Raw genomic sequence first — 21,968 nt, 5'->3', positions numbered from 1 at the left:
ATTTTTTAGTTTTTTGTAAGTTTTCTTTTTTTTTTAAGCACTTTTAATGATTTTCATATTCTAGTTTTTTTTTTAAATCATTCCAGATTTTTATTATGGTTTTGGCTGTAAAAGTGATTTCTTCTTTTGTATGTGTGGCTATAACAGTTAATCTTAATCTGCTTTCTCCTTTAGGTACTGATGGCGGTCTTATTGCAGAGACTAAGATTCCTTCTTTTTCTAATTCCTTTGAAAACTTGTTTGTTAAGTCTGCAGGGCCTATGATAATTGGAATGATTGGTGTTTCTCCATCAATCACATTCAATCCGCCCTCTTTTAGCAGATTTCTCATAAGTTTTGTATTATTTTGAAGTTTAGTTAAATATTCATTGCTATTTTTCTTCAATAGATTTAATGCAGCGTTGGCACTTGCTATTGTAGATGGGGAAAGTGCTGTAGAGAATATGAATGGTCTTGATTTGTTTATGAGATAGTCTATGTAGGTCTTCTTTCCACATACAAATCCTCCTTCTGATGCAAGGGCCTTGCTTAAGGTGCCTATCTGCAAATCAACAGATTCTGTTAAATCTATTCCAGTTTTATCCTTGTAATATTCAACTGTTCCTTTGCCTGTTTTTCCAATGACTCCAGTTGCATGGGCATCATCAATGATAAGGCAGCAGTTGTACTTGTTTGCTATTTCTACAAGCTCTGGAAGAGGTGCTATGTCACCATCCATGCTGAATACTCCATCTGTTACAATGAAGAAATTGGATGAGTTTATGTTTTTTTCTTTTAATTCTTTTATTTCAGTTTGAATTAGGTTTTCCAAATCTTTGGTGTCTTTATGTTTATAGACTCTGACTTTAGCCTTAGATATTCTTGTTCCATCTATTATGCTTGCATGGTTTAGTTGGTCACTGAATATAATGTCATCTTCCTTTGTTAGTGTGTAGATAATTCCTAGATTGGCCATATATCCGGTGTTAAATATAAGAGTTGATTCGGTTGATTTGAATTTGGATAGGTTTTCTTCTAGCTCTCTTGCTTCAAATGATGCTCCTGTTGTGAGTCTTGAACCTGTGGAGCCAGTTCCATATGTGCTGGCTTTTTTAGATGCATTTATAACATCTGGTTGGTGAGTCAATCCAAGATAGTTGTTAGTTCCAAATACTAGAAATTCCTTGCCATCTTTATCTATGGCCTTTGTAGAGCTTATAAATCTTAAGTCATCTATGGTTCTATTTAGATTATTGTTTTTAAGCTCTTCTAACTCTTCCTTTAGTTTCATTTCAAGATTTGGATTCATTTTATCTCTCGTTTTTGTGTCAACTTTTTTAATCTTGGTTTATTCGATTAAGACTATTTGTTTTTCTAGATAATCTATTAAGTCCTCTAAGGTGTAATTGTCATTTAATTGGCTTGTATCAACAAAGAAAACCCTTCCCCCTACTGGATTTCCCTTATCTTTTAGGATAGGGATGCGATGATAGTTTTCTTTTGTGCCAACATATCCAATCACATAGCTTGGATCATCTGACCAGCAAAGTTCGGCAACTATTGCCTTACAGCTTGCTATCTTTGAAGCAAGGATTAGTGCCTCTTCAAGATGCAGTCCTTCCCTGCCGTCCCTTTTAAGGGATTCTTTATATTTCTTTATGTCTGCACTGGCTATTCCTGTAACTCGGACTCCTTTAATTCCTTTATCATCAATTCTTTTTCCGCTGTCCTTGTCAAGTAGCATGGCTCCATGGATGCTTTCCTTGAGCTTTTGTATGCTTGATATGCCTTCTTTAGCTGCCTCTTCGCTTACAGTGTTTTTTATAAGAAGTTCTTTTGCTAGCTTTAATCCCTCTTCCTTTGAGCTTACTTTGTGCTGAATTATATTTAGCCTCTTCTTATAGAGTATCTTGTCTTCGTCTATGGCTTCTATCTTGAGGTTGATAAAGTCTGGCTTTCCCTTTTCGTGTGTGATAGCTCTTCTATAGACATTTATTAGCTCTTCTTCTATTTCATCTTCTCTTAAAATACGTTCTGCACCTGATATGTGTTTTCCACCCTCTTCATGAGGCCCTCCTTTAGCTGAACGCATTTTTATACTATACATCATAAGTTTCATCCGATAATTTTAATTGATATTTTGTTTGGTTTTGATTTTCTGCCTATTATTTATATGTTTTTCATAGTTTTTAAATTTAAGATGTGTTGGGGAGGTAAAAATGTAAATTTAAAATTTCATTGAGAAAAAATTATGGATTTTTATGAGTCATTTTTTGAAAAGTTTTTTATTATATTTTAATTAAAAAGAGGTGTTTTTAAAATGATGGTGGGGGTATATTTTTCATGTTTAATTATAGGGTTTGTTATTTTAATTGATGATTCATGTAATGATATTTTTTATTTTTCTTTACTGATACATAGTGCATATATTTTTTGTAATTTTTGCACATTTTTCTATAATTTTTGTTATGCAAATTGTTGGAACTCAAGAAAATTAGTGTAAATGTCCTCTTAAGAAGTAAAAGTAGTGAGAATAAGAAATAGAAATTAGGTTTTAAAAAAGAATAAAAGTAGTGTGAATAAAAAAATAAAAAAATAAAAAATAAGGATTTAAAGAAATCCTTTTTGGAAAAATAGTTAGAAAAACAGATAAAAACTTTTTTAGGGACTAAGGGTTGTTTATAGCATCCCTTACTTTATCAAAAATTCCTTTTTTATAGACAGAGATTTCATCTCCGCTTATTTGTGCGAATTTTCTTAAAAGCTTTTGCTGTTCTTTATTAAGCTTTTGAGGAACTACGACAGTTATTGTAACATAAAGGTTTCCTTTGGTGCTTCTTCTCATTTGAGGCATACCTTTTTCCTTTAATCTGAAAACAGTTCCGCTTTGGGTACCTGCTGGGATTTTGAGTTCCACTGCCCCATCTATGGTTGGGATGTCTACAGTGTCACCAAGGCTTGCTTGAACAAAGCTGATTTGCTTTTCATAGTAGAGGTTTGCGCCATCTCTTTCGAAATCTTTATGTGGTTTTACATTAATCTCTACATAGAGATCTCCGTTTCCTCCTCCAAGATCTCCAGCATGGCCTTCTCCTGAAACTCTTAAACGGTTGCCTGTTTCAACTCCTGCTGGGATTTTAACGCTGATGGTCTTGTCTTCCTTGACAGTTCCTTTTCCTTTACAGTTGTGACATGGCTCCTTGATTATTTTACCGGTTCCCTTACATTCGCCACACTGGACAACATTCATTACTTGTCCGAATAGGCTTTGTCTGATTTGCTTTCTTTGACCGGTTCCTCCACAGACGGGACATGTCTCAACTTCAGATCCAGGTTCTGCTCTGCTACCTCCACATTCAGGACATAAGACATCATGTCTTATTTTGATGTCCTTTTCAACGCCGCTTGCAGCTTCCTCTAAAGTGATTGTTGTTTCAGTGTAGATGTCGCCGCCTCTGCGAGGTCCTGCATTATAATGGCGAGATCTGCTGCTTCCGCCGAATAGAATATCGAAAATGTCTTCAAAGCCTCCGCCACCGCCGAAGCCTTGGAAGATGTCTTCAAAGTTAACGTTTCTAAATATGTCTTCATTAGAGAAGCCATCCATACCTGCATGTCCAAATTGGTCATATCTTTGTCTTTTCTCTTCGTCGGATAAAACTGCGTAAGCTTCACTTATCTCTTTGAATTTTTCGGTAGCTTCTTCCTTCTTGTCTTCTTCAGCTACATCCGGATGGTATTTTCTTGCTAATTTACGGTAAGCTTTTTTGATTTCCTTTTCGTCAGCAGTTCTATCTACTCCAAGAACTTCATAATAGTCACGCTTCTCTGCCAATTTTCTCACCTTTAAGTGTTTTTCATGAGTATATAATAAGTATGAGTTTTTTAAAAATAGTTTGAATTAAATTATTCTTTTATTCTTTTTAATAATCTTTTTCGTCTATGAAATAATGTTTGTTATTTATTTTAATTATTTATTATATTTTATTATTATAATTTAATTCACTAAAAGTAATATTAGTAATTTTTAATATTTAAAATTTGTTTAATTAGTGATTTTTGATTAGTAATTTTTTTAGTTTTTTTTTTAAAAAACATGTTTAATTAGTGATTTTAATTTTTAATTAGTTATTATTAGTAGTTTTATAGTAAAAATGATTTTATAGTAAAAATGATCTTGAAAAATAAAAAAATAAAAATAAAAGAATTCCAAAGGGGATTAAACGGAGTTGATATATATTTAGATTTGATGAGAAATTACAGATTCCCCTTTTAGAATTCTTTTTTAAATTTTTTGAGAGGTTTAATTAAAATTTATTCAAAATAAATTTGATTAAAAAATTGAATTAATGTCTAAGAAATTTGTTTTTTCTTAGAATTAATTCTAAAATGTTTTTTTTAGTTTAAATTTAGATATTTAATCTTTTTTTTAAACTTAGATATTAATCTTCTTTAAACTATATATTTAGTCTTTTTCTTCGAATTCAGCATCGATTGTGCCGTCATCATCATCGTTTGAAGGTCCTGCACTTGGGTCAGGGCCTGCTCCTCCAGCTGCACCTTGTGCTGCTTGTTGGGCTGCAGCAGCTTCCTGATAGATTCTTGCACCGATGTCTTGAACGACTTTAGTGAGTTCATCTGTCTTATCTTTGATTGCAGGTATGTCGTCACCGCTGATTAATTCTCTAAGTTCAGCTACCAATCTTTCGATGTTAGTTCTTTCCTCATCTGAGACTTTGTCTTTGATTTCTTCCTCATTGATGGTCTTTTCTGCAGTGTAGATCATTGAATCTGCATTGTTTCTAACTTCGATTTCCTCTTGTTTCTTTTTGTCTGCTTCAGCATTCATTTCTGCTTCTTTTACAGCTTTTTCAATCTCTTCATCTGAGAGTTTTGTAGAGGAAGTGATTGTGATTGATTGTTCTTTTCCAGTTCCCTTGTCTTGAGCGGTTACGTTTATGATACCGTTTGCGTCAATGTCGAAGGTTACTTCAATTTGAGGCATTCCTCTTGGTGCAGGTGGGATTCCCACTAATTGGAATCTTCCAAGTGTGGTGTTGTCCGCTGCCATCTTTCTTTCACCTTGGACTACGTGAATATCTACGGAAGGCTGGTTGTCAGCTGCAGTTGAGAAGATTTGAGACTTTTTAGCTGGAATTGTAGTGTTTCTTTCAATGAGGGTAGTGGATACTCCACCTAAGGTTTCAATACCTAAGGATAATGGGGTAACGTCTAAGAGAACTAAGTCTTTGATTTCTCCAGCGAGTACTCCACCTTGGATAGCTGCACCCATTGCTACACATTCCATTGGGTCGATTCCTCTTTCTACAGGTTTGCCTATGTAGTTTTCTACGAATTTTTGTACAACTGGCATTCTGGTAGGTCCACCTACAAGGATGATTTTGTTAATGTCATTTTTGGTCATTTTAGCATCGTCTAATGCTTGTTTGATTGGTTGACCACATTTGTTTACTATAGGATCCACTAACTCTTCTAATTTTGCTCTGGTTAAGTTGTTGATAAGGTTGTGTGGCTTGCCGTCTGCACCCATGCTGATGAAAGGCAAGTTTACTTCACTGGTTAAGGTTGTGGATAATTCGATTTTAGCTTTTTCAGCTGCTTCTCTTAATCTTTGAACTGCTTGATCATCGTTCATTAAGTCGATTCCGGTTTCAGCCTTGAACTCATCTGCCAAGTATTTCATGATTGCATTGTCCATGTCGGTACCACCGAGTTGGGTGTCACCGCTGGTGGATTGCACTTCAAATACTCCTCCACCGAATTCCATGATGGTTACGTCTAAGGTACCTCCACCTAAGTCGAATACAAGGATGTTTACGTCATCGTCGTCATCCTGTTTGTCAATTCCGTATGCAAGGCTTGCTGCGGTAGGTTCGTTTACGAGTCTTACTACATCAAGGCCTGCAATGGTACCTGCGTCTTTGGTTGCAGTTCTTTGGTTATCGTCAAAGTAAGCTGGTACAGTGATTACAGCTTTTTCTACAGGTTCTCCTAAGAAGGATTCTGCATCTTTTTTGATTTTTTGCAAGATCTTTGCAGAGATTTCCTGAGGAGTGTATTGTTTTCCTTGGATAGTTACTTTGTAGTCGGTACCCATTTTTCTTTTGATTGCACTGATTGTGTTTTCAGGGTTGGTTACTGCTTGTCTTCTTGCAGGTTCACCGACTAATTGTTGTCCGTCTTCAGTAAATGCGACATAACTTGGAAATGCCTTACCGTATTGGCTTGCACCTTCTGCACTTGGGATAACGGTAGGTTTACCACCGACAAGTACGGATGCAGCAGAGTTACTGGTTCCTAAGTCAATTCCAATGATTTTTTCTTTTTTAGCATCAGCCATAATTCTCACCTTTTGTATGTTTTTTTGAATTTTGTAATTTAATAAAAATTATTTTTATAAAAATAATAAATTTTTATTTACTATTTTTATTATAAAAGTTTACTATAATTATAAAATAATTATTATAAATATGATTTTTTTAAGTTATTCTTTTTTGAATTATTTCTTTTTAAATAATTTTTTAAGTTATTCTTTTAGAAGTATTTCTTTTTAAAGAATTTTTTTAATTTGTTTTTTTTATTTGAAGATTAGCTTTTTAGACGATTCAGTTATTCTTCTTTTTTATCCTCATCATCTTTTGCTTCTTCAGCTTTATTTATTTCAGCTTTTTTTGCTTTTTTACAAACTCTTACTTTAGAATATTTAATCACTTTACCCTTGAGAGTGTATCCTTTCATGAGCTCATCAACGATTTCGTTGTTTTCATGATCTGGACTGTCAACAGTAAGCAATGCTTCGTGCTTGAATGGATCGAATTTCTCTCCAACTGCAGGGATTTCTTCGACTCCTTCCTTTTCTAAAGTGCCTTTCATCTTAGAATAAATTAATTCTAAACCTTCTCTAAGTTCTTCTTCAGTCTTTGAATTTTCAAGAGCCCTTTCCATATCTTCATAGACATCCAGGAACTTTACGATAAGACCTTCGTTTGCAAAGCGGATTAGGTCTTGCTTTTGCTTGTCGTTCTGTTTTCTGAAATTGTCGAAATCTGCTTGAAGACGTTGGATATGGGATTTAAGTTCTCCTATTTCTTCATCTTTCTTTTCAAGGTCTTCATTTAATTTAGCTAATTCCTTGTCTTTTTCGTCATCCTTAGAAGATTCCTCTTTATCGCTAGAGGATTCTTCATTGTCACTAGAGGAATCATCTGAAGATTTTGAAATTTTAGACTTGATCTTATCTTTAGTGCTTTTTTTAGCATCTTCAGATTCTTCTTCCTTTTCTTCTTCTTTTTTATTAGCCATCTAAGTCACCTTTTGACGGTTTTTATTAATTAAAAATTATAAGTATAAAGAGAAAGAAATCAATTAGCTCCTTTAATATTTGACTCTACCAAAGAAATTTGATTTTTATTCTTTTTGGGTTAAAGAATTTGAAGTATTTTATGTCGTTCGTTTTTCATTTTCTATCATATAGTGTGATTTTAAAGAGGAATTGAAATATTCTTTGATACATCCTATGTTATTAGCTTATAGAATTTTATGGTTTCTTTCAATAACGTTTGTATTTTCTCATAATCGGCAAAGGTAGTTGGTAAGTCGCTTTTGCCAATTTATGGGAAATCTCTTTAGGATTTAGATTTTATTTTTGTCAATTTTATTAAAGTAACAAAAAGTTATCTTTCTCTATACTTACTTTAGTAACAAAATGTTATATAAACATTTCGGTTTTTTCTTACAAAAAGTAATTTTATTATATGGGGTTTTATTATTATGGTATTAAATTTTAGTAACAAAAAGTTAATATAATACTTTTGACTTATATTTTAATGTGAAAGGATAATATTGATTTTTTTAAGTATAATTCTTATAAAATTTCAGAAATCATTTATTTTATAAAATAATTATATTGATAATTTTTATGGAGGTCAAATATGGAAAATGAAGGGCAGAATCAACAAAATCTAAATGATGTTGATATGGAAGCTATTCTTGATGTTATGGGATGTAAGACTAGACGTGACATCATGGATCTCTTAAGGGAAGAGCCAAGATTTGTTAGTGAAATATCTCAAGAGCTCCAAATAGGACAGAAAGCTATTATTGAACATTTAAGGGCTATGGAAGATATTGGTATTTTAACTTCTTCAACCAAAAAGGTAGTGAGGGGCCGTCCTAGAAAGTATTATGACATGCCTAATGATGTGAATGTGAATATTACAATTACCAAAAATACATTTAATGTGGCTATCTCTCAGGATATGTTAAATGCCAATCACGTTCCTCAATTGCCTTCAGGTGATGAATGGTCTAAGTTGTTGGACATTGAAAAGAGAATTGATCAAGGTCATACTGAGGCGATTGAAGAGTTGAAAAGTCAGATACGTTTGTATGACAACCTAAAAGAAAGAGCAGAATACATTTTAGAAAGGACTTATAATAAGTATTAGTTCTTTTTAATTTTTACTCTTTTTTTACTATTTTTACTTTAAAACTATAATTTTTTAGATTTAATATATTTATAATATATTTATAATTATTTTTTATTATTTTTTTTAAGTTTGTTTAATTTTGTCCGTAAATGTGGATATACTAAACTTAATATTATATTATCAATTGAGGTCGTTTTAATGAAAAAATCATCAATAATTATATTTTTTGCAGTTTTTGAAATAATAGCCATCCTATTATTCATTACATTAAATGATATTTTCTACCTATTCAATTTCACATACATAGGAGCCTGTCTATCAATCGGTCTTTATTTGTACAATGTAGATAGCAAATATTCAAAATACGCTAGAAACTTTATTCAATTGGCCATCGGACTATATATGCTGGTTTATCTTGGAATAATCTCCAGAGAAAACATGATGATAGAGGGATTCTGGTATTATCTCTTTTTAGGGGTCTTTGAAGCTGCAGTGATCCACTATCTCGTTGCAAAGATCTTAGGACCATTCCTTTTTGGCCGTGGATGGTGTGGATATGCATGCTGGACTGCAATGATTCTTGATCTTTTGCCTTATAAGACTCCAAACAAAAACCTTGACCATGAAAGAAAGAATTTTGGTTTCATCAGATATATTCTTTTCATTGCTTCCTTAATAGGTGTTGGATTGCTTTTTATGATGAATGTGCCTAATTTAAGCACAGTGATGTTTTATCTGTTTATAGCGGGAAACATTGTTTACTACACAGTTGGAATCATCCTTGCATATGCTTTAAAGGACAATAGGGCTTTTTGCAAATACATTTGCCCTACCACAGTCTTTTTAAAGATAGGGGCAAGATACTCTTTATTAAAGGTAAAGTACAAAAGGGAAAATTGTATCAGTTGCAATAAATGCTATAGGGTTTGTCCTATGGATGTTGATATTTGCAATAATGATAAAAATAAGAAAAACGGTACAGAATGCATTTTATGCTTAAGCTGTGCCAAGGAATGTGGCAATGATGCTCTTTTTCTATAACCCTCATGCTTGATAGTTCTGGATTAATGGTGGTTTATTTTAAAAAATAGTTAATATTATTTGTTTTAGAAAGTATTCTCTTTCGAAAATGTTTTTTCTTTTTAAAATGAGTTTTTTGTACTAAGTTTAAAAAATTAAAAAAAAAATAAAAAAAGATAAATTATATAAATTTATCTTATTTTCCCATTACTGATTCAATGATTTCATCATTAGGGGCATTTATTTTAACGACTTTACCATCTTCAATATAAGTGAATGTTGGAGTATTATCGCCATATTTATTTTCTTCGTATAAACCTTTAATGTCGTTTAAGGTTTTTTCGACTTGGTCGGCATTATTTGCGCTAAGGTTTTCGAAATCCCCATCTGTAAAGAAGACATTTACAACAATTTCATCATCGCCTTTAGTGAATTTGCATGCTGAATATTTTGCATCAAAATCTTCAGCGTCTTCAGCTACTTTCTTTGATGATTCATCCATTTCATATCCGTCAGGAATGGTAAATTCAATACCTTGTATTGTCAATTTTCCATTTTCAAAGTTTATTGATCCTCCGTCGGAGTTTTCTTCGCTGGAGAAGTTAAAACTCCAACTGTCCTCTGCACTTACTGCAGTAAGTGTCATTCCAACGGCAAGCAATATTGCCAATATCATAATTACTTTTCTTTTCATTTATATCATCTCTAAATAATACATATCTCTTTTTTGATATTTATATTTAAACCTTTTAAAAGGGCTTGTTTTAGCTCTTAATCGGATTTAATTTAGTTTTTTAAATGAGAATATAATGAAACTTTTCATAAAAGTCCTTTTTTTTATTATTTATTTTGTTCATGTTTGAAGTTTTTTTAAACTCCTTTTTTAAAAATTATTCAAATTAGTTCCTGCTACAATGGCTTGGCCTAAAGAGACAGAACCGTCTCCAGGACATGAGTTAATGTGTTGAATGAAATCAAAGCCTTCTTTTTCTATGTATGTTTTGATGTAATCTGTAATGGCTTCGTTATAGAAGACTCCTCCTGTTGCTCCGATTGTAGTTATTCCTTTTTCTTTTGCAGATTCAATGGCAAGTTTTGCAAGTCCAATGCTTACTGCCTTTTGGCCTGCAGCTGCAATCTTGTGGAGGTCTTCTCCTTCTTCTATTTTGTCTATGATGTATCTTAGAATTGCTGTAGTATCTAGAATCAACCGTTTTCCATTTTCATCTTCATACTCTTTAACAATTATTGGGAAGTCATCAAGAGAGCCTTCTCCTTTATATTCGAAGGCATATGACTCTAGTTTCATGGATGCTTCTCCTTCATAGCTGCGCTCATCACAGATATGGAGTGCTGTTGAAACGGAATCAAGAACTCTTCCAGTACTTGTGTTTATTCCAACATTAAGATTGGTTTCCATTTGTCTAAATAGGCTTTTTATTTCAACAGATCCATGTTTAAAGGAGTCTAAGTAATTGTTGTTAAGCAATTCCTCTATGTATTCCTTTGTGTATTTCTCATTCTCATAGTCGCTTTCAGGGTTTGATAGGATAGATGCCATCATTCTTGCAGGATATTTGGTACATAAGTCTCCTCCAGGCATCTTTTGAGGCATAAGGGAAGCCATTCTTTCAAATCCTTTTATGTCTGTGTATAGGATTTCCCCACCCCAAGAATTGCCATCAGCACCATATCCAACTCCATCTGCAGCGATAATAATCATTTCATTCAAATCATTATCATCATAATGGTCATTCAATAAGGAGATTCCATGAGCGTGGTGGTGCTGAACTGGAATCAATGGGCAGTCGTATTTTTCAGCATATTCCTTAGCTAATCTTGTTGTAAAGAATTGTGGGTGCAAATCACAGGCGATTGCATCGAAGCTGTCTGTTTTGGTAATTCTCATCATATGCTTTATAGCTTCTTGAAGGAATTCATAGGTTCTGTATTTGTTTGTATTTCCGATATGCTGGGATACATATGCCTTTGAATTCTTTAATATTGTAAATGTGACGTCCAATTCAGGTCCAAGGGCAAGAATGTTCAGATTGTCAAAGTCTGGATTGATATCTGTGTATTTTCCCTTTAAGTCATAAGGCTCTGGTGTGTATCCTCTTGAGCGTCTTATGAAAGCAAGTTCGTTGTTTCTGAATCTTGCAACTGAGTCGTCACATCTGTTTAGGATTCTTCTGTTGTGAATGAGGTAATAATCGGCTATTTCATCAAGGTTTTGAAGGATTTCCTCATTTGTAATCATCATAGGCTCTCCAGGGACATTAGCTGATGTCATGATGTATGCAGGGCTATCTGTTTCATTAAAGAGCAGATGATGTAAAGGAGCATAAGGTAGCATCACTCCAATATTGTGAAGTCTTGGGGATACAGACTCTGCAAAGTCGTAATCCTTTGATTTTTTTAAAATTACGATAGGTCTTTCCTTGGAAAGCAATGTTTTCTCTTCTTCATCTGATACAATTGCAAATGTCCTTACAGTTTCAATGTCTGGACTCATAACTGCAAATGCTTGGTTCTTTCTGCCTAACCTTTCTCTTAATGTGCTTACAGCTTTTTCATCCTTAACGTTTGCAACAAGGTGTGTTCCTCCAATTCCTTTGATTGCAAATATCTTTCCTTCATCAAGAAGCCTTGCAGTGTCTTTTAATGGGTCATTGGATTCTGTATCGATTGCTGTTCGTTTCATTGCTTTTATTTCATTTCCTTCTTTATCTGTAGAGATTCCTTCTTCGGTTTCATTTTTCATTAGTTTTAATGAAGGTCCACAGACTTCACAGCAGCTTGCTTCTGCATGATAACGTCTGTCCAATGGATTTTTATATTCTATTTCACATTCATCGCATAATGGAAAGTCATCCATTGTGGTCTTGTCCCGGTCATATGGAACGTTTTCAATAACTGTAAATCTAGGCCCGCAGTCTGTGCATGCATTGAATGGATATTTGTAGCGTCTGTTTTGGGGGTCATTGATTTCCTCTAGGCACTTATCGCATATTGCAAGGTCAGGAGGGATAACAGAAGTTCCAGAAAAGCTGTCTGAACTTTCCTTGATTGTAAAATCAGTATATGGGGAGTCAATTTCTATATCTTCAGTTCTTAAATTATTTATTTTAGCTATTGGAGGAAGTTCGTTCTGGAGTTTGTATATAAAGTCAGCTAATTGATTGTCTGTTCCTTGTAATATTATTTCAACTACGTTTCCTAAGTTTCTAACGTATCCTACCAGTTCCAGCTCGGTAGCTATTCTATATACAAAGGGTCTAAAGCCCACTCCTTGTACGATTCCTTCTACTAATACTTTAATTGACTCCACAATTCCACCATCTTTTTAAAATGAAATAAAAATAAATTATTTGTAAAAAAATATTTGTATAAAATTTATAATTTTAATTTACAGTATAAGTACAGTTTTTTTTACAGTATTAACTTTTCAGATTAAGTTCAGTATTAAGTTACAGTATAAATTATATACTATGGTAATAATATATCTTTTTAAATATTTAATTAGATAAAATTTTATTATATGAGATTTAATATTAATATATAGTTTTGTTTTAAATTTTAATATATTTATTTTGATTGTATGTGATATGATGAAAAAGATTCTAAAACGTTTGGCTGAAGGTGAGATTTCAATTGAGGAGTGTGAAACTCTTCTTAGGGCGGAGAATATTCGTCAATTGGATGATATAGCCAATATTGATATTTCCAGAAAGGATAGGACAGGTTTTCCTGAGGCCATTTTAGCGGACAGCAAAGATTATGAAGATCTTTTAGCCATTGTTAAAGGCTTCTTTGATGATGAATTTGACCTAAAGGATAATATAATCATCACACGATTGTCCAAGGAACGTTACGGCTTATTAAGTCAGGATTTGTCTTATCTTTTGGATAATGGCATTAAATTTGATTATAACCCTAGAGCAAGAATTTTAGTTATATATAAGGATAAATTAGTTGATTTTAATCCAGAATATGGTAAGATTGGGATTTTAACAGCTGGAACCTCTGACATACCTATTGCTGAAGAGGCTAAGGTCATCGTTGAGCAAGGGGGATGTGAGGTCTTAAGCTCTTATGATATTGGAGTTGCTGGAATTCATAGATTGTTTCCTAAAATTGCTTATATGGTTGAAGAGGACGTTTCTGCATTTATTGTCTGTGCTGGAATGGAGGGGGCATTGCCTTCTGTTGTAGCTGGACTGGTTGATGTTCCTGTAATTGCAGTTCCAACTTCTGTAGGGTATGGCGTTGGAGCAGATGGAAAGGCTGCTTTGTATTCCATGTTGCAGTCCTGTGCTCCTGGATTGTCTGTTGTCAATATTGATAATGGATTTGGTGCAGGGGTTTATGCTTTAACAATAGTGAAAAACATTGCTAAGAAGGTAAAAATGTCTAAGGAATAATTTAATCCTATAGTTTTACCTGTTGATTTTAAATTTTTATTTTTTTACTTTAATTTTATTAATAAAAATAATATTTTGCTTTATGCTTAATTTTATTGTTTTTTATTTATTTTTCAATATTTTTTTAATTTACGGTGTTTATATTGATTTTTAGAGATTTTGACCCAGAGATTCATGATGTCTATAAGGTGGCTGAACTGATCTATGATGTTGATTATAGAACATTTGTTCATGTTTTCAAATCAAAGGAAGAAGGTGTGGAAGCCATTAAAAATAGATTGACTTTTGAATTTGCTGAGGATAGGGAGGATGAAAATGAACTTTTCTATCTATTCTTTGATGATGAGGATACAGAAGAAAAGGAAATCATTGGAATGTTCAATGGAGGTAAAGGAGTTCAGCATTCCTTATTCAAGGATATCCTAGAACAATTTAAACATCTGAAGTTTAGTGAGGCCTTAGGGCTTTCAAAAGTCTCTTTTATGGATAATTTTGTCTTGGTTGATGTAGGGGATGATGACTTTTATATTTGCGAATTGGCCATCTGCTCCAATCAGAGAGGAAAAGGCTATGGAACCGAGGCCTTGGACCAGTTGATTCAGCTTGCGCGTGACTTGAACTGTAAAAGGGTGGTTTTAGATGCTGACTTTAGAAACGATGGGGCATTTAGGCTTTATAGTTCTAAAGGATTTAAGGTATTTAATAAAAAATCATTTGGATTTCCAGGCAAAAAAAGAGGAATGCGTAATATGGAATTGATTCTGGATAACGCTAGAGAATAGATTTAGATTAATTTTAATCTAAATTTTTTTTAAATAGATATTTTATTCGTATTTATTCAAACTAATTTATTTTTCAAATAAAAAAAGAAGAATTTCATTTTTTTAAGAAGGCTTTTTTTCATTCTTTTGATAAGCTTATTTCCTTCTTAAAAAGAAGAATAAAAGAATTATTTTCTTCTTCTATCAAATTCTTCTAGGATTTCATCAAATTCAACTCCTTTGTAAACCAAAAGGAGCAATGTGTGAAATATTAAGTCAACAGACTCATAAACTAAATTTTCATCATTTTTAGAAGCAATAATGGTTTCTCCGCATTCTTCAGCTATCTTTTCTAATATCTTGTCTTCTGCTTTTTTATCGCTGTCTTTCATGATATTAGAAGTGTATGAATCAATAGGAGAGTCCCTACGACTTTCTAAAACATTATAAACTTCTCTAAGGATTTTTTCATCCATTATTTCACTTCCTTGAGATAATATATTTTTTTACTTTTAGGATTGTTTTTATCCAATTTGTTTTGCTTTTTGGATTTTTTCCTTATTCTGTTTTTTAGGATTGTTTTTGCCTAATTTTTATTTTTTGTTATTTCAGATATTTTTTGCTTCTGATTTGCAGTCTTAATGGTTTCAGTCAAGGCAATTAAAGGATGCTGATCATCATCAATGATTGTAATGTCATTGAATGTCTTTAATCCTTGCTTTTCTGCAGTTTTTTCCATTCCTAAAGTAATGTCCTGATTAAAGTCCACTACATATGAGTCTATTTTATCCAATCCTAATTGTACGGTTGCCACTGCTCTGTGGTGGCCATCCACTAAAATATATCTGTCTCCAGTTTTCACCACTATGGTTGGCTCTGCCAATCCTTTTTCAAGTTCATAGGTTCTTCCTTGAAGTTCATCAGCATAAACCCTGTCTTGAGTAGGTTTTATCTTATCAACTGGGACTTGTTCTCTTGTTAAAGTGGTTTTAATATCATAAAGCTTTTCCATAGTCTCTCTAAATGCACTGACTTTAGTTGGAGTGGAACGTTCTATATGGGATCTTACGATATCTGTATTTGTCATGATTCCTTTGACATGTCTTTCCTTATCTACGACTGGAAGTCTTGAAATTCCATGTCTAAACATTACTCTGGAAGCATCGTTGATGTGCATGTCTTCTCTAGCTACAATTACTTCCTGAGACATTATGCTTTTGACATATTCGGTTTCCCAATCTTTTAGCAATAGGTCGTAAGCAGTAATTATTCCAACAATATGTCCTTCTTCATCAACAACAGGATAACCGTCGTGCTTTGTTTCTTTCATTAATGCAATAACATCATTGTTGAGAGAGTCATACCTTACTGTAATTACATTTTTGGTCATGTAATCTCTTACAGCGGCTTTTTCTTGCTCCATAGTTTTTCCCTCCATTCAATTAATAAAAAAAAATTTAGAATAATGCGTTTAAGCAATTATTCTTCAAGTAAGTCTCTTAAGATTTTAACAGTTTCTCTAGGGTCTGCCTTACCTTTGGTTAATCTCATGACTTGACCCATCAAGAAGTTTAATGAAGCCTTTTCACCGTTGTGGTAATCGTCAACTGCTTTAGGGTTTTCCTCTAAGGCTTGTTTGGCAGCTGCTAAAACTTCATCATCTTTTACAACACCAATCAATCCCATTTCCTCTGCAATTTCTCTAGGGGTTTGTTTGCTGTTTGGCATTTGTTCAATGACTCTTTGACCTGCTTTGGTAGTGATTTCCTTGTTTTGTAACATGTTGAATAATTCAATCAAGTCATCTGCTAGGATTCCACTGTCTGCAAAGTCAAGTTTGTTGTATGTAAGAACTCTTTTAAGTTCGTCTCTCATCCATTTTGCAGCAAATACTGGGTCTACTTCCTTAGCAACTTCTTCATAGCATTGCGCTAAGTCAAGTTCGGAGGTAAGGACTTTTGCTGATTCCTCATCAATGCCATAGTCTGTTACAAATCTTTTTACCTTATTGTGCGGAGCTTCAGGCATGATGTCAAGAACCTTGTCGATTTGCTCGTCGCTTATTTTCATAGGTGGCAAGTCAGGGTCTGGAATGAATCTGTAGTCATCTGCATCCTCTTTCATCCTCATTGATACGGTAATCATTTGTGATTCAAGGTATGCTCTGGTTTCCTGCTTGACTTCCACTCCTCTTTTCATAAGGTTCTTTTGTCTGATGACTTCAAAGTTCAATGCTTTGTAAGCCCCTTTGATGGAGTTGATGTTTTTCATTTCAACCCTGTTTCCGCCGTTGATGGAAACGTTTACATCAGCTCTCATAGTACCTTCTCCACGTGCTCCTCCACTGTATTGCAATACTCTGATAAGTTCTTTTAAGAAGTTACGAGCTTCTTCTGGAGAGTGCATGTCAGGTTCGGTAACGATTTCGATAAGAGGAATTCCTGAACGGTTAAAGTCTACAATACCTCTGTCAGGTTTGTATTGTCCTGGATCTTCTTCCATGTGAATTTCTCTGATTCTTACGCCATTCAATTCTCCTTCATATCCTATAGGCACAGAGGTTTTCTGATATCCGCAAGGCAAATCAGGATAATCGTAGTGTTTTCTCATGAAATAGGTAAAGTTCTTATCGATTTTACAGTTTAGCATTAATGAAATCATTAATGCGTTTTCAATTGCCTTTTCATTGGTTGGAAATGGCTTTGCCCCTGGCTGGTTTAGGCAGACCGGACAAACGTTTGTGTTTGCAGGTGCTTCCTGATAGTTTGTAGGGCAGTTACAGAATAATTTTGAGTCAGTTTCAAGTTGTACGTGAATTTCAAGTCCACACATCATATCTACGTCTATGTTAATCCCTCCGAGGATCTTTTTAAATTAATTTGATTTTATATTAGAATGAATTGTTTATTTATAATATCATATAATCTTTTATTATTATACAATATAGTACTAAATTCATATTATGTTAATTTATGTAGTATTATATTTATAAAGATTATCTTTAAAAAGCTATTGGTTATGTTTTTGATATTATTATATTAAAATTATTTGTGATGATGCTTTGTGGGTATGTTTTTTTAAAGATTCTTTTTTAAACCTTATTATTGTATTTGTTCTTTAAAGACTCTTTTTTGAACCTCATTATTGGTATTTGTTCTTTAAAGACTCTTTAATGTATCTTTTTATATATTGGTCAAATTCCGGATTTATCTGGCTTTTTTCAGGACCTAACTTATCTTTATCTGTAAAGGTTCCTTTTAATGTTCTTCCAGTCCATTTGACCTCTTCCTCAACTCTTTTTCCATATTTTGTGCCAAACATCTTAAATAATGGGAATTTGGTTATTCCATTGGCTCCGCTTAAGATGAGTATTCCAATGTTTGCCAGATTGTCAATCCATGTTCCGCATATGATTTCAATGTCTGGAAATGCAAGGCGAATGCTTGATACCACATTTGCATAATAGAGAGATGCTGGCTGGGAACTGTTTACATAGATTGTCTCTGGATGAGGATTTAGGGAATAAAAGATTACTCTGTCTATCTTATGCTCTTTAATATAGTCTTTTAGATATTCAACATCTTCAAGGCTTTCTCCAAGACCTAATATGATTGTAATTGCCTTTTTAAATCCTAGGTCTCCTGCTTTATCCAGCATATTGCTGATTTGATTCAATGGCTTGCTTGGACAGACTTCCCTTTGAAATTCAGGATTTGCAGCTTCGACGGCTCCGGTGATTCCTTTGATTTCCTTTCCATACTCTTCAAGCTCATCTGTGATTCCGGTGTTTAGCCAAACCCCATCCCCTGTTATTGAATGGATGTTTTCAGCAATGGATTTGATTTCGCTTGTGGTGAATGATTTGTATCCTCCTGAGAGAAATTCTATATTCCAACCGAGGCGACTGCACATTTCAGCTTCAGCCAATATGTTGTTTACTCTTCTTCTGGCCTTTTTAGGATCTTTGATTTTATCTTTCTGGGTGCTCATATAGCAGAATTTGCAATCTCCCTTATCGCACCACCATGATAGAAAAACAGCTCTTTCAAGACTTATTTCTGTATATCCTTTCTTTAGGCTAAGGCTGTTAGCTTTATTGATTAGTTCGAGAGTTTCTATGCTGTCTATTTCATTCATGCTATCACGATAATGGTTTTCATTTAAAAAGTTCATTCTTTTAGTATTTATGTATTTTAAAGCTTTCTTATTTTCTTTTTAGATTTTAAATTCTGCAATAAGTATCTTAAAGATGTCCTCATATCAGTTCTATATTTAATATATCTTTTATTAAATAAATGTTTTCTAGTAAGTTTTAAATATTATTGGATACTAACTTTCATTGTTGATGGTTTTTTTATTGCGTTTTTTCGCTGATTTTTTTTTTAAAATTTGGAAAGAATTTTTAAGAAAATCAAATTTTTTATGATAAAACGAAACATTTATATACTATGTTAATCAACATATTATTACTGTCTTATTGCAGTGATGTAAATAAAACTTGATTTGCAAGCGTGGGTTATTTTGCCGTCGTAGCTCAGTAGGTAGAGCGTTCGGCTGTTAACCGATTGGTCACAGGTTCGAGCCCTGTCGACGGCGTTTTTGGGCCCATAGCTTAGCCAGGTAGAGCGCTCGGCTCATAACCGGGATGTCATGGGTTCGAATCCCATTGGGCCCATTGCATATTCTAGTTTTATTATTTTCATTTGTATTTTTTTGCTCCGATGGTGTAGTCCGGCCAATCATTTCGGCCTTTCGAGCCGAAGACTCGGGTTCGAATCCCGGTCGGAGCATTTTTTATTTTGAAAGGTTATAGGGATCTCCTCCCTCTCTTAATGCGAGGGTGTCCGAGAGGCCAAAGGAGACAGGCTTAGGACCTGTTGATGCAGATCTACCAGGGTTCGAATCCCTGCTCTCGCATAATCTTTTTATATTTTGTTTTTCCCTAATGGGCTATATGTGCCGGGGTAGGGTAGGCGGTCATCCTACGGGACTGTGGATCCTGTGACTCGGGTTCAAATCTCGGCTCCGGCCCCATTTTTAATCTATTTTTTTAAATCCTATTTTTATTAATTTACTTTTCAGATATTCTATTTTTTCTAATTCTAATCCTTAATCTTCTGTTTTATTTTACACTTGAAATTGACCTTGATTAGTTTTCAAATGCTCTCACCAATTTTATTTAAATAGGAAAAAATAAACTATAAGATAATTATTAGAAATTTTTTATAATTTAATTAATCAATAATAAATATAATTTTTTTATTAGGATTTTTATATTAGGATTTTTTTCAAATATTTAATATTATTCTTCGATTTCATTATTTAATCATTTAATTGAAGAATAGACTTATGAGTGGGTTTTAATATGGCTAAAAAAGGTTCAGCTGAAGAAAGAGATTTAGTTCATAAATTATGGGATAGGAAATTTGCAGCTATGCGGGCTCCAGCATCTGGAGGAGCAACTAAAAAACCATTGCCTGATGTTGTAGCTGGAAATGGAAAGATTTACTTGGCAATTGAAGTAAAAACAACTACTAAAGATAAGATTTATATCGATCATCCTCAAATTGATGCATTAATTGAGTTTTCAGATATTTTTGGGGCAACACCTTACTTGGGTATGAAATTCAAGTATACCAAATGGCTTTTCTTAGCACCTGAAAATATCCTTAAGACCAAAAATGGGAACTATAAAATAGAAAAGGATTATTGTTTAGAAAAAGCTTTAGAACTTGATGAAATCTGTGGATTTGATACACAGGTTAAATTTTAATCCTTTTTAATATATCTGATAGATTTCAATTCTTTATTTCTTATTTATACTCCTTTTAGCTCTTTTACTAAGAAATTTTTTATTGGAAATTAATCAATACATTTAAATACTATTAAAACATACTTTATAGTACTGTATTATTAATTGCCAAGATAGCTTAGAGGCGAAGCGGTTGGCTGCAGACCAATTACACGGGAGTTCAAATCTCTCTCTTGGCTTTTGATTAACGAAAGTTAATCTCATTAGGGGTTATGGTGTAACCTGGCATCATCTGGGACTCCAGTTGTCTTTGAAGAAATACGCGTAGTCTGATGATCAGTATAAATTGGTTATGTGATGACCAATTGGAGTACTGAGGCAAGAGAAATCCCAGGATCGGGGTTCAAATCCCTGTGACCCCATCTTTTCTTTTTTTTAAATTTATTTTTATTTTATCACCTTTTTTTACAATTTTATCATTAATTTTCACTAGTTTTATCATTATTTTCACTAGTTTTTTACAATTTTATCATTAATTTTCACTAGTTTTATCATTATTTTCACTAGTTTTTTACAATTTTATCATTAATTTTCACTAATTTTATCACTTTTTTCATTCATTTTTATTAAATTTCTTTCATTTAGGTTAATTTTATTTACTATTTAATCTAAAATCTTAATTAAGGAATATGAAATTTATTTTGAACTTCTTTAATTTAAGTTTAATTTATTAAATAAACTTATTTTAGCTTTTAAATATTTATTTAAGTTTTTTGGTGAAATTATGGAGAAAATCAAAAATGTCTATTGTATAGAAGGACTGATGGCAGATTCTAATTCTTATTTGATTGATAATAATGATGGTGATGGGGATTATAATTATATACTGGTTGATACAGGAACTGGACAATCTAATGCATTCTTATTTTCACAATTAGGTGAAATTGGAGTCAAACCAGAAGATATTGACTTGATTGTAAACACCCATTGTCATTTTGATCATGTTGGTGGAAATGACTTTTTCCCAAATGCAAAAATAGCAATTCATAAAAAGGATGCTGTGGCATTAAGGGACCCAGATAGCGAATTGACAGTCTCTTCTCTCTTTGGTGCAATTGTTAGAAAACATGATGTTGACATTGAACTTGAAGAGGGAGATAAGATAGCTAATTTCGATGTCATTTTGACTCCAGGACACACTTCTGGAGGAATATCCCTTTGGGATGGAGAAATTCTCATTTGCGGAGATACCATATTTGCAAACGGTGGTGTTGGCCGTATGGACATTGGTGGTAGCCCAATTGATATGAAGGACTCTTTAATGCGTTTGAAGGAATTTGATGTTGAATACTTGCTTCCAGGGCATGGTCCTTGGGTAAAAAATGGTAAAGAGCATGTAAAAATGTCTTGTTTAAATATGGGAATAAGATAATTATTTAATTATCTTCTTCTTTTTGCTTTTTTTAGAAAAATAGTTTTTAATTGTTTATTGTGTTTTTATAAGAGCTTTTATTTTTTTTAAAATTAGTTTTTAATTGTTTATTGCTCTTTTTATAGAATAAGTTTTTATAAAATTATAAAT

At 33.1% G+C, this 21,968-nt stretch carries 17 protein-coding genes and 7 tRNA genes; 13 read left to right on the top strand and 11 right to left on the bottom strand.

All coding sequences use genetic code 11. The features are described 5' to 3' along the window. Window positions 1–43 precede the first annotated feature (43 nt). The 5 genes from MRU_RS10260 to MRU_RS10240 all read right to left on the bottom strand — a co-directional run bounded on the left by MRU_RS10260 (window position 44) and on the right by MRU_RS10240 (window position 7,221). The gene (locus MRU_RS10260) at window positions 44–1,288 is read right to left on the bottom strand and encodes an aminotransferase class I/II-fold pyridoxal phosphate-dependent enzyme (protein ID WP_012956840.1); all 1,245 of its coding nucleotides are present in this window, start codon (window positions 1,286–1,288) and stop codon (window positions 44–46) included. Window positions 1,289–1,327: 39 nt separating this feature from the next. After that, window positions 1,328–2,089: a 6-carboxyhexanoate--CoA ligase gene (locus tag MRU_RS10255; protein ID WP_048812523.1), complete on the bottom strand. Its 762-nt coding sequence runs from the start codon at window positions 2,087–2,089 to the stop codon at window positions 1,328–1,330. 558 nt (window positions 2,090–2,647) lie between these two features. Next, on the bottom strand, window positions 2,648–3,814 hold the full coding sequence (gene dnaJ / locus MRU_RS10250) for a molecular chaperone DnaJ (RefSeq protein ID WP_048812522.1): 1,167 nt from the start codon (window positions 3,812–3,814) through the stop codon (window positions 2,648–2,650). Between the two features lie 630 nt (window positions 3,815–4,444). Continuing rightward, window positions 4,445–6,340, bottom strand: coding sequence for a molecular chaperone DnaK (gene dnaK, locus MRU_RS10245; RefSeq protein ID WP_012956837.1), 1,896 nt, complete (start codon window positions 6,338–6,340; stop codon window positions 4,445–4,447). Window positions 6,341–6,609: 269 nt separating this feature from the next. Beyond that, window positions 6,610–7,221: a nucleotide exchange factor GrpE gene (locus MRU_RS10240; protein WP_394296005.1), complete on the bottom strand. Its 612-nt coding sequence runs from the start codon at window positions 7,219–7,221 to the stop codon at window positions 6,610–6,612. A 710-nt stretch (window positions 7,222–7,931) separates the two neighbouring features. On the opposite strand from MRU_RS10240, the gene MRU_RS10235 reads away from it, so the two are divergent. After that, entirely contained in the window at window positions 7,932–8,447 is a 516-nt protein-coding gene (locus MRU_RS10235) for an ArsR/SmtB family transcription factor (RefSeq protein ID WP_012956835.1), read from the top strand. A gap of 180 nt (window positions 8,448–8,627) precedes the next feature. After that, window positions 8,628–9,470, top strand: a complete 843-nt coding sequence (locus tag MRU_RS10230) for a 4Fe-4S binding protein (RefSeq protein WP_012956834.1) — start codon at window positions 8,628–8,630, stop codon at window positions 9,468–9,470. Between the two features lie 175 nt (window positions 9,471–9,645). Here MRU_RS10230 and MRU_RS10225 read toward each other — a convergent pair whose 3' ends face one another. Together MRU_RS10225 and hypF are read right to left on the bottom strand one after the other, a co-directional pair. Further along, window positions 9,646–10,143, bottom strand: coding sequence for a hypothetical protein (locus tag MRU_RS10225; RefSeq protein WP_012956833.1), 498 nt, complete (start codon window positions 10,141–10,143; stop codon window positions 9,646–9,648). A gap of 189 nt (window positions 10,144–10,332) precedes the next feature. Next, window positions 10,333–12,780 carry a carbamoyltransferase HypF gene (hypF, locus tag MRU_RS10220; protein ID WP_012956832.1) on the bottom strand — a complete coding sequence of 816 codons (2,448 nt, stop codon included), beginning with the start codon at window positions 12,778–12,780 and terminating at the stop codon, window positions 10,333–10,335. Window positions 12,781–13,060: 280 nt separating this feature from the next. Between hypF and larB the strand changes: the two genes are divergently transcribed. Further along, window positions 13,061–13,873: a nickel pincer cofactor biosynthesis protein LarB gene (gene larB, locus MRU_RS10215; RefSeq protein WP_048812521.1), complete on the top strand. Its 813-nt coding sequence runs from the start codon at window positions 13,061–13,063 to the stop codon at window positions 13,871–13,873. Between the two features lie 143 nt (window positions 13,874–14,016). Beyond that, the gene (locus MRU_RS11250; protein WP_052292140.1) at window positions 14,017–14,655 is read left to right on the top strand and encodes a GNAT family N-acetyltransferase; all 639 of its coding nucleotides are present in this window, start codon (window positions 14,017–14,019) and stop codon (window positions 14,653–14,655) included. Between the two features lie 167 nt (window positions 14,656–14,822). Here MRU_RS11250 and hisE read toward each other — a convergent pair whose 3' ends face one another. From hisE to MRU_RS10190, 4 genes are all read right to left on the bottom strand, one after another. Next, window positions 14,823–15,110: a phosphoribosyl-ATP diphosphatase gene (gene hisE / locus MRU_RS10205; protein WP_012956829.1), complete on the bottom strand. Its 288-nt coding sequence runs from the start codon at window positions 15,108–15,110 to the stop codon at window positions 14,823–14,825. 110 nt (window positions 15,111–15,220) lie between these two features. Next, window positions 15,221–16,057, bottom strand: coding sequence for a CBS pair associated ParBc domain-containing protein (locus MRU_RS10200; RefSeq protein WP_048812519.1), 837 nt, complete (start codon window positions 16,055–16,057; stop codon window positions 15,221–15,223). 56 nt (window positions 16,058–16,113) lie between these two features. Further along, window positions 16,114–17,469: an Asp-tRNA(Asn)/Glu-tRNA(Gln) amidotransferase subunit GatB gene (gene gatB, locus MRU_RS10195; RefSeq protein ID WP_012956827.1), complete on the bottom strand. Its 1,356-nt coding sequence runs from the start codon at window positions 17,467–17,469 to the stop codon at window positions 16,114–16,116. A gap of 306 nt (window positions 17,470–17,775) precedes the next feature. Further along, the gene (locus MRU_RS10190; protein ID WP_048812518.1) at window positions 17,776–18,771 is read right to left on the bottom strand and encodes a radical SAM protein; all 996 of its coding nucleotides are present in this window, start codon (window positions 18,769–18,771) and stop codon (window positions 17,776–17,778) included. Between the two features lie 386 nt (window positions 18,772–19,157). Here MRU_RS10190 and MRU_RS10185 point away from each other — a divergent pair. From MRU_RS10185 to MRU_RS10145, 9 genes are all read left to right on the top strand, one after another. Continuing rightward, a tRNA-Asn gene (locus MRU_RS10185) sits at window positions 19,158–19,230 on the top strand. Between the two features lie 5 nt (window positions 19,231–19,235). Beyond that, window positions 19,236–19,309: transfer RNA gene (locus MRU_RS10180), tRNA-Ile, on the top strand. A gap of 40 nt (window positions 19,310–19,349) precedes the next feature. Further along, a tRNA-Glu gene (locus tag MRU_RS10175) sits at window positions 19,350–19,424 on the top strand. Between the two features lie 44 nt (window positions 19,425–19,468). After that, window positions 19,469–19,551: transfer RNA gene (locus tag MRU_RS10170), tRNA-Leu, on the top strand. Between the two features lie 41 nt (window positions 19,552–19,592). After that, window positions 19,593–19,668: transfer RNA gene (locus tag MRU_RS10165), tRNA-His, on the top strand. Window positions 19,669–19,999: 331 nt separating this feature from the next. Further along, window positions 20,000–20,407 carry a Holliday junction resolvase Hjc gene (gene hjc, locus MRU_RS10160; RefSeq protein ID WP_048812517.1) on the top strand — a complete coding sequence of 136 codons (408 nt, stop codon included), beginning with the start codon at window positions 20,000–20,002 and terminating at the stop codon, window positions 20,405–20,407. Between the two features lie 146 nt (window positions 20,408–20,553). Further along, window positions 20,554–20,625 (top strand) — tRNA-Cys (locus MRU_RS10155). A gap of 27 nt (window positions 20,626–20,652) precedes the next feature. Beyond that, window positions 20,653–20,808, top strand: a tRNA-Trp gene (locus MRU_RS10150). A gap of 362 nt (window positions 20,809–21,170) precedes the next feature. Continuing rightward, window positions 21,171–21,818: an MBL fold metallo-hydrolase gene (locus MRU_RS10145; protein WP_012956824.1), complete on the top strand. Its 648-nt coding sequence runs from the start codon at window positions 21,171–21,173 to the stop codon at window positions 21,816–21,818. Window positions 21,819–21,968: the final 150 nt, after the last annotated feature.

Source organism: Methanobrevibacter ruminantium M1 (genome assembly GCF_000024185.1).
Taxonomy (GTDB): Archaea; Methanobacteriota; Methanobacteria; order Methanobacteriales; family Methanobacteriaceae; genus Methanobrevibacter; species Methanobrevibacter ruminantium.
This window is presented reverse-complemented; position numbering and strand designations above follow the sequence as displayed.

What these genes read in the sequence shown, in the direction of transcription:
- MRU_RS10260 (WP_012956840.1), bottom strand. Translation starts at nt 1,288, where the DNA reads ATGAATCCAAATCTTGAAATGAAACTAAAGGAAGAGTTAGAAGAGCTT.
- hisE (WP_012956829.1), bottom strand. Translation starts at nt 15,110, where the DNA reads ATGGATGAAAAAATCCTTAGAGAAGTTTATAATGTTTTAGAAAGTCGT.
- MRU_RS10200 (WP_048812519.1), bottom strand. Translation starts at nt 16,057, where the DNA reads ATGGAGCAAGAAAAAGCCGCTGTAAGAGATTACATGACCAAAAATGTA.
- hjc (WP_048812517.1), top strand. Translation starts at nt 20,000, where the DNA reads ATGGCTAAAAAAGGTTCAGCTGAAGAAAGAGATTTAGTTCATAAATTA.
- larB (WP_048812521.1), top strand. Translation starts at nt 13,061, where the DNA reads ATGAAAAAGATTCTAAAACGTTTGGCTGAAGGTGAGATTTCAATTGAG.
- MRU_RS10225 (WP_012956833.1), bottom strand. Translation starts at nt 10,143, where the DNA reads ATGAAAAGAAAAGTAATTATGATATTGGCAATATTGCTTGCCGTTGGA.
- MRU_RS10235 (WP_012956835.1), top strand. Translation starts at nt 7,932, where the DNA reads ATGGAAAATGAAGGGCAGAATCAACAAAATCTAAATGATGTTGATATG.
- MRU_RS10145 (WP_012956824.1), top strand. Translation starts at nt 21,171, where the DNA reads ATGGAGAAAATCAAAAATGTCTATTGTATAGAAGGACTGATGGCAGAT.
- gatB (WP_012956827.1), bottom strand. Translation starts at nt 17,469, where the DNA reads ATGATGTGTGGACTTGAAATTCACGTACAACTTGAAACTGACTCAAAA.
- MRU_RS10230 (WP_012956834.1), top strand. Translation starts at nt 8,628, where the DNA reads ATGAAAAAATCATCAATAATTATATTTTTTGCAGTTTTTGAAATAATA.
- MRU_RS10255 (WP_048812523.1), bottom strand. Translation starts at nt 2,089, where the DNA reads ATGATGTATAGTATAAAAATGCGTTCAGCTAAAGGAGGGCCTCATGAA.
- dnaK (WP_012956837.1), bottom strand. Translation starts at nt 6,340, where the DNA reads ATGGCTGATGCTAAAAAAGAAAAAATCATTGGAATTGACTTAGGAACC.
- MRU_RS10190 (WP_048812518.1), bottom strand. Translation starts at nt 18,771, where the DNA reads ATGAATGAAATAGACAGCATAGAAACTCTCGAACTAATCAATAAAGCT.